The 15220-nt window shown below is 53.4% G+C and carries 17 protein-coding genes; 11 read left to right on the top strand and 6 right to left on the bottom strand.

All coding sequences use genetic code 11. From position 1 onward, the window contains the following. Positions 1–95 precede the first annotated feature (95 nt). On the top strand, positions 96–905 hold the full coding sequence (locus WKJ03_RS08765) for a peptidylprolyl isomerase (RefSeq protein WP_337841812.1): 810 nt from the start codon (positions 96–98) through the stop codon (positions 903–905). On the opposite strand, the gene WKJ03_RS08760 is transcribed toward WKJ03_RS08765, so the two are convergent. Further along, positions 852–1523, bottom strand: coding sequence for a GntR family transcriptional regulator (locus WKJ03_RS08760; RefSeq protein ID WP_337841811.1), 672 nt, complete (start codon positions 1521–1523; stop codon positions 852–854). The two genes, WKJ03_RS08765 and WKJ03_RS08760, sit on opposite strands and share 54 nt — an antisense overlap. Further along, complete coding sequence (locus tag WKJ03_RS08755) at positions 1520–2689, bottom strand: benzoate/H(+) symporter BenE family transporter (protein ID WP_337841810.1); 1170 nt, start codon at positions 2687–2689, stop codon at positions 1520–1522. The genes WKJ03_RS08760 and WKJ03_RS08755 overlap by 4 nt, the downstream gene beginning before the upstream one ends. 160 nt (positions 2690–2849) lie before the next feature. Between WKJ03_RS08755 and WKJ03_RS08750 the strand changes: the two genes are divergently transcribed. The 5 genes from WKJ03_RS08750 (at position 2850) to purT (ending at position 7995) form a co-directional block, all read left to right on the top strand. After that, the gene (locus tag WKJ03_RS08750; RefSeq protein ID WP_337841809.1) at positions 2850–3221 is read left to right on the top strand and encodes a response regulator; all 372 of its coding nucleotides are present in this window, start codon (positions 2850–2852) and stop codon (positions 3219–3221) included. Next, a complete protein-coding gene (locus WKJ03_RS08745) occupies positions 3221–3952 on the top strand; it encodes a YaiO family outer membrane beta-barrel protein (RefSeq protein WP_337841808.1) in 732 nt (243 codons plus the stop codon). Before WKJ03_RS08750 ends, WKJ03_RS08745 begins: the two co-directional genes overlap by 1 nt. Next, the gene (locus WKJ03_RS08740; RefSeq protein ID WP_337841807.1) at positions 3933–5012 is read left to right on the top strand and encodes a HEAT repeat domain-containing protein; all 1080 of its coding nucleotides are present in this window, start codon (positions 3933–3935) and stop codon (positions 5010–5012) included. Before WKJ03_RS08745 ends, WKJ03_RS08740 begins: the two co-directional genes overlap by 20 nt. Then, positions 5000–6493 (top strand): glycosyltransferase, encoded by a 1494-nt coding sequence (locus tag WKJ03_RS08735; RefSeq protein ID WP_337841806.1) that lies wholly within the window; start codon positions 5000–5002, stop codon positions 6491–6493. The genes WKJ03_RS08740 and WKJ03_RS08735 overlap by 13 nt, the downstream gene beginning before the upstream one ends. 317 nt (positions 6494–6810) lie before the next feature. Next, on the top strand, positions 6811–7995 hold the full coding sequence (gene purT, locus WKJ03_RS08730; protein WP_337841805.1) for a formate-dependent phosphoribosylglycinamide formyltransferase: 1185 nt from the start codon (positions 6811–6813) through the stop codon (positions 7993–7995). A gap of 52 nt (positions 7996–8047) precedes the next feature. On the opposite strand, the gene fre is transcribed toward purT, so the two are convergent. The 3 genes from fre to ubiD are packed head-to-tail and all read right to left on the bottom strand — an operon-like array spanning position 8048 to position 10512. After that, the gene (gene fre / locus WKJ03_RS08725) at positions 8048–8743 is read right to left on the bottom strand and encodes an NAD(P)H-flavin reductase (protein WP_337841804.1); all 696 of its coding nucleotides are present in this window, start codon (positions 8741–8743) and stop codon (positions 8048–8050) included. Positions 8744–8758: 15 nt separating this feature from the next. Then, positions 8759–9037 carry a 2Fe-2S iron-sulfur cluster-binding protein gene (locus WKJ03_RS08720; RefSeq protein WP_337841803.1) on the bottom strand — a complete coding sequence of 93 codons (279 nt, stop codon included), beginning with the start codon at positions 9035–9037 and terminating at the stop codon, positions 8759–8761. Beyond that, positions 9034–10512 carry a 4-hydroxy-3-polyprenylbenzoate decarboxylase gene (gene ubiD, locus WKJ03_RS08715; RefSeq protein ID WP_337841802.1) on the bottom strand — a complete coding sequence of 493 codons (1479 nt, stop codon included), beginning with the start codon at positions 10510–10512 and terminating at the stop codon, positions 9034–9036. The genes WKJ03_RS08720 and ubiD overlap by 4 nt, the downstream gene beginning before the upstream one ends. A gap of 132 nt (positions 10513–10644) precedes the next feature. Between ubiD and WKJ03_RS08710 the strand changes: the two genes are divergently transcribed. From WKJ03_RS08710 to metC, 3 genes are all read left to right on the top strand, one after another. Then, complete coding sequence (locus tag WKJ03_RS08710; protein ID WP_337841801.1) at positions 10645–11286, top strand: class II aldolase/adducin family protein; 642 nt, start codon at positions 10645–10647, stop codon at positions 11284–11286. Positions 11287–11393: 107 nt separating this feature from the next. After that, entirely contained in the window at positions 11394–12086 is a 693-nt protein-coding gene (locus WKJ03_RS08705; RefSeq protein ID WP_337841800.1) for an EAL domain-containing protein, read from the top strand. A 50-nt stretch (positions 12087–12136) separates the two neighbouring features. Further along, positions 12137–13309: a cystathionine beta-lyase gene (gene metC / locus WKJ03_RS08700; protein WP_337841799.1), complete on the top strand. Its 1173-nt coding sequence runs from the start codon at positions 12137–12139 to the stop codon at positions 13307–13309. 8 nt (positions 13310–13317) lie between these two features. Here the strand turns inward: metC and WKJ03_RS08695 are convergent, their stop codons facing one another. Beyond that, the gene (locus WKJ03_RS08695) at positions 13318–14013 is read right to left on the bottom strand and encodes a VC0807 family protein (protein ID WP_337841798.1); all 696 of its coding nucleotides are present in this window, start codon (positions 14011–14013) and stop codon (positions 13318–13320) included. Positions 14014–14242: 229 nt separating this feature from the next. Here WKJ03_RS08695 and bfr (WKJ03_RS08690) point away from each other — a divergent pair, with 229 nt between their 5' ends. Both bfr (WKJ03_RS08690) and bfr (WKJ03_RS08685) read left to right on the top strand, forming a co-directional pair. Beyond that, positions 14243–14719, top strand: coding sequence for a bacterioferritin (gene bfr / locus WKJ03_RS08690; protein WP_337841797.1), 477 nt, complete (start codon positions 14243–14245; stop codon positions 14717–14719). Between the two features lies 1 nt (position 14720). Further along, positions 14721–15188, top strand: a complete 468-nt coding sequence (bfr, locus tag WKJ03_RS08685) for a bacterioferritin (RefSeq protein WP_337841796.1) — start codon at positions 14721–14723, stop codon at positions 15186–15188. Positions 15189–15220 lie beyond the last annotated feature (32 nt).

Genomic DNA, 15220 nt, shown 5'->3' with positions numbered 1-15220 from the left:
CAAGCGGTTCAAACTCGTGATTAATTGTAATTTAGCTGGAATTCAGACAAAACCCTGGTTTAGAGTGCGACGTTTTTTTTGTTTGGGAATGCAACATGACATCAGTAGTAAAACAAAGCCTGCTGGGCCTGTCTTTATTGGCCGCCAGCCAGGCAGCTCACGCGACCATAGTTCTGGTGGAAACCAATATGGGTAATTTTGAAATTAACCTGCTTGATCAGAGCACCCCTGCCACAGTGCAGAACTTTTTAAGTTATGTAAAAGATGGCTCTTACGATAGTTCCGTCATCCACAGAGCGGAGAAAGGCTTTATGGTACAGGGGGGCGGTTACAAGACCAGCGGTAACAATGATGCATCACTGTTGACTGTCACTGCCAAAGCGACGGTAAAAAATGAGCCTAAATGGTCCAACGTGCGTGGCACCATTGCAATGGCGAAACGGGAATATTTACCAGACAGTGCCAGCAGTCAGTGGTTTATCAACCTGGTTGATAACAATGACCCGGGCAATAAGCTGAATCTGGACCGGCAAAACAGTGGTTTTACGGTATTTGGTATAGTCACTGGTTCGGGCATGAGCGTCATTGACCCGGTTGCCAGCCTGTATCAGCCAGGGACCGGGACTTTACCGAAATTCCCGCTGCGTAATTACAGTGCCGCAGATGCAGCAGCCAATGTGCCTATTACCCCAGCCAATATGGTGGTGATTGAAAAAATCACTGTGATCAATGATGCGCCAGACACTGCAGCAAGTCTGACTCTGAAGGCGAACACCCAGTACCATCTGGATGCGGAAGAGTCTGGCTCTTCAGGTTCCACCGGTTCTTCAGGGTCCTTGTCCTGGTTGTGGTTAATCAGCGGGGCTGCTCTGCTGGCTGGTCGTCGTCTGTTCCAGCGCCGTTAAGTGCTGAACCAGCAGCTGGCCTGCCTGCGCTATATGTGAGTGCAGCAGCGTCAGCGCCTGCTGGCTCTGGCCGTCGCGCAGCAACTGCAATAACTGCCAGTGTTCGGTGGCGCTGGTGTCGGTGTAGTTCAGTGCCAGCTCCTGAAACCCCAGATAACGTTCGACCTGCTGATGCACTCTGTGCAGCAGTTGCAGCAGTTGTGGGCTTTGGTCGCCCGCCTGATACAGCAAGGCATGAAACTGCCAGTTCATCGCGCCGCGGTCTGCCGCGGATAAATGCTGTTGCTGTTCAATCTGCTGCAATAAATCTTCAGCCCGCCCTAATTGATGAAAGCTCAGTGCTGGCAGGGCGCGCTCCAACGCCAATGGCTCCAGCGCCAAACGAATTTGGTAAAGCTCTTCGGCTTCGGCTGCAGAAAGCTCCGGCACTTTCAGGCTGGCTTTACCCGCCATCACCAGCAGGCCTTCGGCTTTCAGTTGCTGCAACGCGTCCCGCACCGGAATGCGGCTGACCTGGTAATAGTCCGATAACTTCTGTTGGTTCATCAGCTGGCCAGCGGGCCAAATGCCCTGACGGATATCCTGACGCAACTGTTGGTACAAACTCAGTGTTTTCATCCGGCTTTGACCTTCTGCAGCCCTTGTTGCAACCCATACAGCGCCAAACCTGCCACTAACCCCCAAAAGGCTGAGTTAATGCCAAAAAAGTTCAGGCCGGACACTGTGACCAATAAAGTGACCAGCCCGGCTTCTCTTGCTGGTCCGCTCTGCAGGCTGGCCCCCAGGTTGGTGCCGATGGTGCCAAGTAAGGCCAAACCGGCAATAGCGCTGACCAATACAGTCGGCAAGGCCAGAAACAAGGCCACCACAGCGGCACCGCACAGGCCACTCAGCAGATAAAACACCCCGGCGGCGATGGCGGCTTTATAACGCTGGGTCGGGTCCGGGTCTGCTTCCGGGCTGGCGCAAATGGCGGCGGTAATAGCGGCCAGATTCACCGAAAAAGCCCCCAGTGGGGCCAGTACTAAATTGCTCAGGGCACAACCGGCCAATACAGGCCGGGCAGGCACCTGATAGCCAGCGCTTTGCAGCACCGCCAGGCCAGGAATATTCTGTGAGGTCATAGTGACAATACAAAGTGGAACCGCAACGCCAATCAGTGCTGCCCAGGACCATTCTGGCATCACCCAGACCGGAACCGGCCAGCTTAAGCTCAGCGTCTGTGGCTGAAACTGCCCGCTCAGGCTGGCGTAGCCCAGTGCCAGCAGCAGGGTCAGTACAGTGGCGTAACGGGGCCAAAAGTGTTTGCTGATAAAAAAACACAACAGCATCAGCAGCACCAACACCAGATCCTGCTGCAAACCGCTAAAGAGCGCGACGCCAAAGTTAAATAAAATGCCCGCCAGCATGGCGCTGGCGACAGGCAGCGGAATACGGCGGGACAGGCTGTCAAACCAGCCGGTCAGCGCCAGCACCAGGCTGAGCAGCGCAGAGAGTACAAAAGCACCGCTGGCTTCGGCCAGACTTAACCCTTGCAGGCTGCTGACCAGCAGTGCGGCGCCAGGTGTCGACCAGGCGGTCAGCACCGGCATACGGAAATACCAGGACAGGCTGATCCCACTCAGACCCAGCGCCAGCCCCAGTGCCAATAACCAGGAATTCAGCACCGCCTGATCGGCACCGGCGCTGGCAGCGGCCTGAAACACAATAGCCACCGAACTGGCAAAACCCACCAAAACGGCGACAAAACCGGCGCTGATCGCAGGTAAATTTTTCAGCAGCACGCTCACCTCGAAATAGTCACTCTGAAATTATTTGTACACATTAATTAAAAATGTATACAAAAATCAAGATTGAGAGCTGAAAGCAGGACTTTTTCCGGTGATGGCTTGAACCTGTTACCGAAATCGAATATCTAGGAGGGAGCTTTGAAAGGGAAATCCGATGAAACCCACTGTACTGTTGATTGAAGATGATGAGCTGATAGGTAAATTGTTGCAGTTTATTCTACAGCGTGAAGGCTATCAGGTGGAGTGGCTGAAAGATGGTATTGCGGCGGAACAGCGTATTGCCGAGCCCGGGTTTTCTGCGGTAATTCTGGACCTGATGCTGCCTTTTCTGGACGGCGTGTATTTGCTGGAGCAGCTACGTAAGCAGCCGCACGGCCAGAAAGTTCCGGTGTTGATACTGACCGCCAAAATGGGCGAATCGGACATTGCCTCGGCCTTGAAAAAAGGTGCAGATGATTACCTGGTGAAACCATTCCAGCCCCATGAGTTCAGTGCCCGTTTAAAACGGCTGATGGAGAGGCGCTGATGAGATTGTTATGCGTGGCTGCGTTGGTACTGGCCCCTGGACTTGCAGGTGCGACGCAATTGGAAATAGGCTCGGGACAAGAGCAATTGAGCAATGGTCTGGCCGACGGCTGGTTTTATTTTGCCGGTCTGCGCCAGCAGCAGGACAGCTATGGCTGGGGTGGCCGTTATCAGCGCAGTGAACGTTTTGGCTTGCAGGATCAGGAGTGGTTATTCGATGGTAACTACAAACTGAACAGCGATCTGACCTGGTTATGGCAGGCGGCGTATAGTCCACAAAACCGGGTGCGGCCCGAGTTGAATTACGGCTCGCAGCTGGCCTGGTCCTGGACTCCGGGCTGGGTGGTGACGCCCGGCGTTATGCTGAGTCAGGACGACGAGCAGGACAGCCACAGTTACAGCCTGATGAATGAGCATTACATAGGCTCTTATCGGCTGGCTTATACCTTTTATCATTCAAGGCCGGAAGGTGCCGGGACCGCCAACACCCATTTACTGCAACTGAGTTACTACTTCAATGACACGGACGCCATCACACTGCTGGCAGTCCGAGGCAAAGAATTGGAGCGTTTACCTAACCGGGTGCTGGTGATGGATGTCAGCCGTTATGGGTTTTTTGGTCAGTTAGGGCTTAGCCCGAACTGGCAATTGCTCTACAACGCCAGTTGGTCTGAACAGGACGTGTTGTATGAGAAAACGGAGTATGGTCTGAGTGTCCGCTACAGTTTCTGATCCGCTGCTACAACTGGTCTGGTACAGCACCGCTGTGCTGTTGGTGCTGACCCTGCTGTTGTTAGTGCTGGCTCTGGTGATGCACAAGGAGCGGGACAAGCGCAACATACACCGTAAAGAAGCGACCGAGCAATGGACACCACTGCTGTTTAGCTGGATTTATGACACGGAACAATCAGCGGAGCCGCTGCCTTCACTAGACGCTGCTGGTTTTGGTGTGGTGGTGCAGTTGTGGCTGCAACTGGAGCAAACGGTGCGGGGCTCTGCGTCGGAGCGGCTAGCCGAGTTGGCACAACGCTTGGGTTTTGTGCCCGTGATGCACCAATGGCTGGATAGCTTTGACAATGAAAAAAAGCTGACGGCGATTATGACGCTCGGATTGGTGCAGGACAAAAAAGCCTTCGCCAAATTAATGCCTTATGTGATTGATTCCAGAACCCTGTTTTCGCTGGTGGCCGCCCGCTCCTTATTATCTATCGACCCCTGGCTGGGGCTGCCTGTGGTGCTGTCTCAGCTGCACAGGGACGACTGGTCGGTCAGCCGGTTGGCCGGGTTATTGGTGCGTTTGCCTTCGAAGCTAGTTGTCCGGGCGTTAACAGAAAGCGCTGAACGCGCCACAGTAAAAGAGCTGGGCCGCCTGATCAAGCTGATGTCCTTGTTGTCGCCGCTCGATTGTCAGCCGCTGGTGCTGCTGGCGCTGGAGAAATACCCGGACCAGATGGAGCTGATGACCACCGCCTGCTCCAGTACCATTTCCCCGGATCTGTTACCTGCGCTGCGTTTGTTGTATAACTCGCCGCACTGGCAGGTTAGAGTTCAATTGGCCAAAGCGCTGGGACGCTTGGGTAACAAAGAAGATGTGCCCTTGTTGCTGATCCTGTTACAGGATAAAAGCTGGTGGGTGCGGTATCGGGCCGCGCAGTCGCTATTGCAGTTACCGGATGTCAGTGCGCAAGAGCAGCAACATTGGTTGCAGCTGGATGACCCCTTCGCCCGGGATATTTTGCATCAGGTACTGGATGAAACAGAACGCATGAAGAGGACAGCATGGACTGGTTAACCCAGTGGCAGCAGGAGCTGCAGTTTGGCCTGGGCAGCCCGGTGGTGGCTGCACTGCAATGGCTGTTTATTGGTTATTTCGTGTTGCTGTCTTTAGGGTATCTGGCGCTGAACCTGATTGCGCTCTGGGTGATGCGTGGTCAAATTCAGTCGGCCCGCACTGAATTGATGCCAGCCAGTTATGCCAGCTTTTTACCGCCTATCTCGGTACTGGTGCCAGCTTACAATGAAGAAGCGACCATTTCTGGCTCTATCCACTCGCTGTTGCAGCTGACCTACCCCGAATACGAAGTCATAGTCGTTAACGACGGCTCAAAAGATTTAACCATGCAGGTGCTGAGAGAACAGTTTCAGCTGGTGCCGTCTTCAGCCACTTGCCCACTGCACCTGGCTTGCCAACCGATACAGGGAATTTACCAGTCCAGCCGTTATCCAAACCTGAAAGTCATCGACAAACAAAACGGTGGTAAAGCCGACGCTTTAAACGCGGGCATTAATTTGTCCAGGTTTCCGTTGTTTTGTGGGGTGGACGCCGATTCTATTTTGCAACGCGACAGTTTGCAGCGCATTATCCGACCTTTTCTGGATGATCCCTATGCGATTGCTGCCGGTGGCACGGTGCGCATTGCCAATGGCTGCGAAGTGAAAGACGGCTTACTGCTCAAGGCCGCGTTGCCGGAAAAATTGTTGCCTCAGTTACAGATCATAGAATACCTGCGCGGTTTTCTGTTCGGAAGGCTAGGCTGGTCGCCGCTGAACTGTTTATTGATTATCAGTGGCGCCTTTGGGGTGTTCCGTAAATCAGCGGTTATAGAAGCGGGTGGCTACCGGCATAACACCATTGGTGAAGATATGGAGCTGGTGGTGCGGCTGCATAAGTTGTTCCGGTTAACGCAGCGGCCGTACCGGGTTTACTTTATTCCAGACCCGGTGTGCTGGACTGAAGCGCCGGAAGACCTGGCGACACTGAGCAACCAGCGGGTACGCTGGCAGCGCGGCTTGCTGGAAAGTCTGATGGCCAACCGTTCCTTGTTATTTCACCGCAAAGCTGGCGCTGTCGGTTGGCTGGCTTATCCGTTTTCGCTAATTTTTGAAGCTTTTGGTCCTGCCATTGAAGTGGCTGGTTACCTCTTTATGTTGACTGCATGGCTGGCCGGCTGGCTGGATCCTGTGGCGATGCTGGCGTTCCTGGTGGCCACCATAGGCTTTGGTGTGCTGATCTCAGTGGTCGCTTTGGTGCTGGAAGAAATGTCGTACCCGGTGTACCCGGGACGGCGCAGCATTTTGCGGCTATTTAGCCTGGCGATTATTGAAAACTTTGGTTATCGCCAGCTGAACTCCTGGTGGCGGCTGAAGGGGTTGTGGCGTTGGATGCGCAACAGTAAAAGCAGCTGGGGCGCAATGAAGCGTTCAGGCCAGTGGCAACAAGCGGCCGCCCAAACCGCTAAAGCTGACGATAAATCCGACCCGCCTCAGGGCTGAACCGGCCGATAAATTTGCGGCTGTGCGTCGGCCTGTTGCTGCAGTTGTCGCAGGCAGCCCTCGCAGTAACACTGGCTGCTTTCAGGCAATTGGCCCTTTAAGGTTGCTGACAACGTCAGCAGCATACACCAGCAGTCCTGTGGCCTGTCAGTTTGCGCCATACAGGCATTGGGCTGGCTACAACGCGGGCATAATTTTATGTTCATTCAAAGTACTCTTACTTTTTTGCGCAGACTATAACTCAGCGGGCGGAAAAAGTCGGTCAGGGCCAGGCAAGTTTTGTTATGCTCTGCGCAATTAAATTTCAGGAGCCGGACATGAGCCGAATCGGAACACCAGGGGCAGCCAATGCCCATAAAGTATTGTTGCTTGGCAGCGGTGAGCTGGGAAAAGAAGTCTGTATTGAATTAAAACGTTTAGGTTGTGAAGTGATAGCGGTGGACAGGTACGCCAATGCACCGGCGATGCAGGTGGCCGATCGTCATTATGTGATATCCATGCTGGACCCTTCAGCGTTGCGCCAGATTGTGATTAAGGAAAAACCGGCGCTGATTGTGCCGGAGCTGGAAGCTGTCGCCACCAGTACGCTGGTCGAACTGGAGCAGCAAGGTTTTACTGTGGTGCCGACCGCCAAAGCGGCCAACCTGACGATGAACCGTGAAGGCATTCGCCGTCTGGCCGCCGAACAGCTGGGCTTGCCGACCTCCAACTACCAGTTTGCCGATGACAAAGCCAGTTATCTGGCGGCGGTTGCGGCTGTGGGTTACCCCTGTGTGGTGAAGCCTATTATGTCGTCGTCCGGCAAAGGTCAGTCGGTGCTGCAATCGGATGCGGATCTGGAGCACGCCTGGGCTTATGCGCAGGAAGGTGGCCGTGCAGGTAAAGGCCGGGTGATTGTCGAAGGCTTTATCGATTTTGACTACGAGATTACCCTGCTGACGGTGCGTTCTGTGTCTGGTACTCAGTTCTGTGAACCTGTTGGCCACCGCCAGGAGAAAGGCGATTACCGTGAATCCTGGCAGCCGCAGGCCATGTCGCCAAAAGCGCTGGAGCTGGCTCAGCAGTACGCCGCCAAAGTGACCGAAGCTTTGGGGGGCCGTGGCTTGTTTGGTGTGGAGCTTTTTGTCAAAGGCGACCAGGTCTGGTTCAGCGAAGTGTCGCCACGGCCTCATGATACCGGCATGGTCACGCTGATTTCGCAAAACTACACCCAGTTTGCTTTGCATGCCCGCGCTATTTTGGGTCTGCCTATCCCACAGATCCGCCAGTACGGACCGGCCGCTTCGGCTGTATTGCTGGTCGCCGGACAATCACGGGAAATTGGCTATGGCAACCTGGCACAAGCCTTAATGCAGCCCGACACCGACCTGCGGATCTTTGGTAAACCTGAAGTGCAGGGAGAGCGCCGGATGGGGGTCGCGCTGGCCTTAGGTGACAGTACTGACCACGCCAAACAAAAGGCGCTGGACGTGATCGCAAAAATTCAGCTGACGCTGGGTTAGGGTTGTTGTGTTGGGGGAGCGGTTTAACGCTCCCTGTTATCTGATATCCGCACTAGATATAAGCAAAAGCATCGGCAAACATTTGCTCGCGTTTGCCGCCTTGTTCTAAAAAGGCGGCCCGCACCACACCAGCCATGGCAAAAGGCCCGGCCAGATAAATGTCGTAGGCGTCCAGTGAGACAAAATCCTGCAGCACAGCTTCGTGCACCAAGCCTGTTCTGCCTTGCCAGTCCGCCGTCGGATTCTGTATCACAGGAATAAAGCGGTAGTGCTCGTCCGTGGCAGCCCAGGCGGCCAGTTCGGCCTGATGATACAAGGCCGATTCATCCCGCACGCCCCAGTACAGAAACACCGGGCGTTTCACAGTCGCAGCCGCTATGGCCTGGGCAATGCTGTAAACGTATGAAAAGCCAGTGCCACCGGCCAGCAGAATAATAGGGTTCTGACTGTCTTCACGCCAGAAGGCCTGGCCCAGGCCGACTTCAGCTGTAACTTCAGCGTTTTGCTGCAAATGCGCCAGAGCCTGGCTGGCGTACTGGTCGGTCACTGCGCCGCCAATATGCAGCTCCAGTTGCCCTTGCGCCGCAATGGACGCTATCGAAAAAGGCCGCTTGTCCTCGTCACTCAGCCAGATTTGCAGGTACTGACCCGCTTGGTAAAGTACTGGCTTTTCCGGCGTCAGCAACACCCGGGTGACCCCAGGGGTTAACGGCGATAACAGATCGACGGTACAACGAATTTTGCTCATGAATAACCCTGTGGCTTAACCACGAATAAAAGGATGATGTAACACCAGATCGCTGCTGGCAAAGGCCAGACAACAATAGGTAAAGTTCATGGATTTGTCCTGTGTACTCAAAGGCTCTGGCGGCAGATAAGTCACAGTGCCGGAGCGCAGACGACAAACGCAGGCAGTACAGACACCTTGCTGGCAGCGATGCGGGAAATCAATGCCCTGGCGCAGGGCGGCCTGCAGCACGGTTTCTGCTGGCTCCACCTGAAACTGCAGGCCACTGGGCTCTATGGTAACCAGAAAGCTCATTTGGGCTCCGGCAGAATAGCAAGCTGTTGCCAGATGGCGTCGACCCGCTGCTTGACTTCCGGCGTCATCACAATAGGTTCGCCCCATTCGCGATTGGTTTCGCCCGGCCACTTATTGGTCGCGTCCATGCCCATTTTGGAGCCTAACCCGGACACAGGCGAGGCGAAATCCAGGTAATCAATGGGGGTGTTTTCAATCAGCGTGGTGTCGCGTGCCGGGTCCATCCGGGTGGTAATGGCCCACATCACGTCTTTCCAGTCGCGGGCGTTGACGTCGTCATCGCAGACGATGACAAATTTGGTGTACATAAACTGGCGCAGAAAGGACCAGACCCCCATCATCACCCGCTTGGCGTGGCCTGGGTACTGCTTTTTCATGGTGACCACGGCCATCCGGTAGGAACAGCCTTCCGGCGGCAGGTAGAAATCGACAATCTCCGGAAACTGCTTTTGCAGAATAGGCACAAAGACTTCGTTCAGCGCCACCCCCAGAATGGCCGGTTCATCCGGTGGTCGGCCTGTGTAGGTGCTGTGGTAAATCGGCTGTTCTCTGTGGGTGAGATGGGTCACGGTAAAGACCGGGAACTGGTCCACTTCATTGTAATAGCCGGTATGGTCGCCATAAGGGCCTTCCGGCGCCATCTCGCCCGGCATAATGTACCCTTCCAGCACAAATTCGGCACTGGCCGGTACCTGCAAGTCGTTGCTGAGGCATTTCACCACCTCGGTGTTATCACCACGCAATAAACCGGCGAAGGCATATTCCGACAAAGTGTCTGGCACCGGCGTCACAGCACCCAGAATGGTCGCCGGGTCAGCGCCTAAGGCGACTGACACAGGAAACGGCTCCCCCGGATGAGCTTTTTGCCATTCAAAGAAATCCAGCGCGCCGCCACGGTGGGATAACCAGCGCATTATGACTTTGTTTTTCCCCAGCACCTGTTGGCGGTAAATACCCAGATTCTGCCGTTCTTTATGCGGGCCGCGGGTCACGGTTAAACCCCAGGTGATCAAAGGCGCCACATCGCCAGGCCAACAGGTCATCACCGGCAGTTTGGTTAAATCCACCTGGTCGCCGCTCAGCACTACTTGCTGACAAGGCGCTTTGCGCACCTGTTTGGCTGGCATATTCAGCACCTGCTTGAACACCGGCAGTTTGTCCCAGGCGTCTTTAAAACCTTTGGGGGGCTCCGGCTCTTTTAAAAAGGCCAATAATTTGCCCACCTCGCGCAGGGCTGACACATCAGTCTGGCCCATGCCCAGTGCCACCCGCTCTGCAGTGCCAAATAAATTCACCAGCACCGGAATATCAAAACCTTTGGGGTTTTCAAATAACAAAGCCGGACCTTCAGCACGCAGGGTGCGGTCGGCAATTTCAGTCATTTCCAGATAAGGGTCGACTTCCATCCGGATGCGTTTGAGTAAACCCCGCTGTTCCAGCTGGTCGATAAAGTCACGCAGATCGTTGTATTTCATAAAACATGGCCCGCAGAAGATTGCTGCCATTATACATGGCTGCCCGGCGCGGGCCAGTCTGGGCTTCCAGGCGGCTGGCAATGAAAGGCATGAATTTTATAATGGCGCCAGCAAAACAGCAGGGGCTGCGTCATGCATGAACAGGAAGGGGTGATTAAATTTCAGCTGAATTTTCAGCCTGGCGCTGTATTCCCGGCAGCACAGATCCGTGAAATCAACGCCTGGCGTACCCTGTTGCATCAATTGGGTATGCTGGGTCAGCACCCTAAGCGGTACGACAATTATGGCTTTGGCAACCTGAGTCAACGCTCTGGCCCGGCAGAATTTATCATCAGCGGCACTCAGACCGGTGGGCCAGAACAGCTCCGGGCGGCCGATTACGCGCTGGTGACCCAGGTAGATATTCAGCAGAACCAGCTTTGGGCCTGTGGGGGAACGGCGCCTTCGTCGGAGTCGATGACCCATGCCGCTGTGTATCAGGTGGATCCGCGTATTGGGGTGGTGGTGCATGCGCACTGCCCGGCAATCTGGCAACAGACAGCTGCACTGCAGCTGCCACATACAGCCGCCGACATTCCTTATGGTACTGTGGAGATGGCATTGGCGGTGCAGCAGTTGGTACGCCGGCAAGGAGAAGGGCCTGCACTCTTTACCATGTTGGGTCATGAGGATGGTGTGGTCAGTTACGGTCACTGCTTCAGCGAGGCGGTCAGTTTAGTTAGTCAGTACTATGCAAAAGCACTTGCCCTGGGGGCTCAACCTAACCTAAGGTAAAGTCAGTCCCAATTTTTGTATCATGCCTTATGGATTTCCCCACGCAAATCAAACAACAAAGCTGTATGGATTGCCTTAGCGGCAACTCTCTGGGTTTTGATATCAGGATGGCATTTCAGCCGATTGTGGACTGGGCCGCACAAGACATAGTGGGTTATGAAGCCTTGGTGCGAGGGCCTGAAGGTCAAAGTGCTGGTTGGGTGTTTGAACACATCAACGACAACAACAAATATTATTTTGATCAGGCCTGTCGGGTCAAAGCCATTGAAACAGCATCCAGGCTGGGGCTGGAAAAAGTGCTGAGCATTAACTTTTTGCCCAATGCGGTGTATAACCCGGAAACCTGCATTCGCGCGACCATTGAGGCGGCGGATCTGTTTGGTTTTGATATCAGACAGATTATGTTTGAAGTGACTGAAGGTGAACAAATTATCGACCAGGGCAAGCTGAAACGGATTTTTGAAAGCTATGCCAAACGGGGCTTTATTACCGCCATTGACGATTTTGGGGCTGGTTATGCCGGACTCGCCTGGCTCACTGCGCTGACGCCTGCGGTGCTGAAACTGGATATGGGGCTGATCCGAAATATCGATCAGGACCCGCTTAAGCAAGCTGTGTTAAAAGGCATTTTGACAGTGTGCCAGCAGCTGCAAACCAAGGTTCTGGCCGAAGGTATTGAATCGGAAGCTGAGCTTGATTATCTGTTCGCCCAAGGCATCCACTGGTTTCAGGGGTATTACTTTGCTAAGCCCGTCCTTGAGCAACTGATACAAAAAGATCAAATCCCTGTCTGGCTCTGATTTGCGAAATCAGGTAGCTTAATTGGACATCTGGATGTCTGGAGTCTTCTGTGAAAAAAGCAACGCAACTGATCCACGCCGGCCGTGGTAAAAAATGGACGGGCTCGGCGGTGAACCCGCCTGTGGTCCGGGCTTCCACCATAGTGTTTGACACGATGGACGAGCTGAAGCACGCCACCGCCAAACGCGGTGAAAGGGTGCCTTATTATGGCCGCCGTGGCACTGCCACTCACTTTGCATTGCAGGAAGCGATTTGTGAACTGGAAGGCTCAGCGGGCTGCGCTTTATACCCATGTGGCGCTGCTGCTATTAATGCGGCGTTATTGTCGGTGCTAAAGCAGGGTGACCATCTGTTGATGGTGGACACGGCCTACGAACCCACCCGGGCCATTTGCGACAAACTGCTGGTGGGCCTTGGCATTGAAACCACTTATTACGACCCGCTATTGGGTGCTGAAATTGCCAGCCTGATCCGTCCCAACACCACAGCTATTTTTCTGGAATCGCCGGGCTCACTGACCATGGAAATACAGGATATTCCGGCTATAGCAGCGGTGGCCAAAGACAGAGGCATTTGCCTGCTGCTGGACAATACCTGGGGCACCCCTCTGCTGCTGGATGCGTATGGGCTGGGCGTCGATATCTGTATTCAGTCGGCGACCAAGTACATTATTGGCCACTCCGATGCCATGCTGGGCATTGCCACTGCCAATTCTCAGTACTGGCCACAATTGCGTGAACAGAGTTATCTGATGGGCTATTGCGCCTCGGCTGACGATGCCTACCTGGCAAGCCGAGGGTTACGTACGTTAAAAATCCGGCTGGAACAACACCAGACCAATGCACTGAAAGTGGCACATTGGTTAGCGCAACAAGAGTGGGTGGAAACAGTGCGACACCCGGCTTTACCGGACAACCCTGGCCATCACTTATTTTTGCGGGATTTCAGTGGCAGCAATGGCTTGTTTTCTTTTGTATTAAAACAAGGCGACGCCAAAGCGGTGCAGGCCTTTATCGAAGGCATGGCGCACTTCAAAATGGGCTTTTCCTGGGGCGGCTTTGAAAGCCTGATTATTCCTAATTTAAGCATTCAGAAACTGCGCACCGCCAGTCAGTGGCCTTACGCGGGGCCGCTGCTGCGGTTGCATATAGGCCTGGAAGATCCGGATGATTTAATTGCCGATTTAGCTGCAGCTTACCAGCGCATGCAGTCGCTGCTTTAATGCAGCGGCTATTGGCGCAAAAAGTGTTCGACCGACTCGCCCGTCACTTTGCCAATCTGGTGGAACAGATAAAAAATGGCCACCATCAGCATCACCATCACAGGTAAGGCGATCACCGGGTAACTCAGCGCTGTCATTTGTGCCAGCTCTTCATTAAAGGCCGAGGTGCCTGGCTGGCTGACCAGCAGGTATTTGGCCAGGCCATAATTCATGGCCGATGAAAACACAAAAGCGGCACTGACCAGGTATGCGCAGTGTTTCAGCTTCTGCTCAAACAGGCCCTCGGCTTGTTTTTGCTGCAGGCTGTGCTGCAGTTTGTGCAGGTCCAGCAACTCATCATTCAGCAAAATTTTTTTCACCAGTGGGTACCTGGTGTATTGACTGACAAACACCGCCAGCGCAATGACACCCGGTACAGCCGCTTCTTTAATGGCGATATAAGCCGGGTCGAGCTGCAATAAACTGATACCGCCGGTCAGCAGTACACTGACAATCCCTAACACTGAGAAGAGATTCACTTTCCGGCTTTGTTTCAGCTCATACAGCCCAAAACAGACGGGAAAAGCCAAAGCGGCCACAAGAGCCCAAACCGGCCCCAACTGCTGCTCTTCGCTGAGTTTGCTCAGGATCAGCGTTGGAATCACAATGTTAAATAGTAAATTCAGCAGAAAACCCGGTGATTTTTTTTGGGTTGGTGCAGACATAAGACAGCAGCTCCGCAAGTCAGATGTGGCCGAGTATACCCAGTTTCGCCGGCAGGCCATAGCCGTTACGAAGAGCTGAAGATCGAAACTTAGCAAGAACTCTGGTATTAAAGCGAAGCGTTATCAATTGCATGTTGTTGATTTTATTCATGTTTTTTGTGTGTTTTGATTGATTTTATTTGTTTTCTGACTAAAATTGCTGCTATTGATGAAATAGCAGGAACTTGCGATGAAAGGCCAACCTTTGGTGCTTGCCAAACTGAACGAAGTACTGACCAGTGAACTGACGTCCATTAACCAGTACTTTCTGCATGCCCGTATTTATAAGAACTGGGGTTTGGCTCAGTTAAATACTGTTTGCTACAAAAAGTCGATCAAAGACATGAAGCAGGCGGACGAACTGATCGAACGTATCCTGTTCCTGGAAGGTTTACCTAACCTGCAGGCCCTGGGTAAGTTGCGTATTGGTGAAGACACAGAAGAAATGCTGCAATGTGATCTGGCGTTCCAGCATGATCAACTGCCGCTGCTGCGTGATGCTATTCAGCTGTGTGAGCAGCAGCAGGACTATGTCAGCCGCGAGTTGCTGCAGGAAATTCTGGAGTACGAAGAAGAGCATGTGGACTGGATTGACACCCAGCAACAACAAATTCAACTGGTAGGCCTGGAAAACTACCTGCAAACTCAAATGGGGTCAGGAGATTAATATGAAAGGCCATCCTCAGATTATTGCTGCCTTAAACGAGCTGTTAGCCAATGAGCTGACGGCAATGGATCAATACTTTATTCACTCCCGTATGTACCACGACTGGGGCCTGCATAAGCTGTTTGAACGTATTGACCATGAAGTGACAGACGAAAAAGCCCATGCCTCTGCGCTGATTGAACGCATTCTGTTTTTGGAAGGCATGCCTGATCTCAGCAAACGTGATCCGCTGCAGGTTGGCCAGGATGTGCCTTCAATGCTGCAAAATGATTTAAATGTGGAATACACAGTAGGTGCCTTGCTGAAGAAGACCATCGCACTCTGTGAACAACAGCAGGATTATGTGACCCGCGATATGCTGATGACCTTACTGGATGACACGGAAAATGATCATGCCCATTGGCTGGAGCAGCAACTGCGGCTGATTAAACTGATTGGCTTACCGAATTATCTGCAATCGCAGATGTAAGATGCAAAAAAGCGCCTTCAGGCGCTTTTTTC

Source organism: Rheinheimera sp. (genome assembly GCF_037442525.1).
Lineage (GTDB): Bacteria > Pseudomonadota > Gammaproteobacteria > Enterobacterales > Alteromonadaceae > Pararheinheimera.
This window is presented reverse-complemented; position numbering and strand designations above follow the sequence as displayed.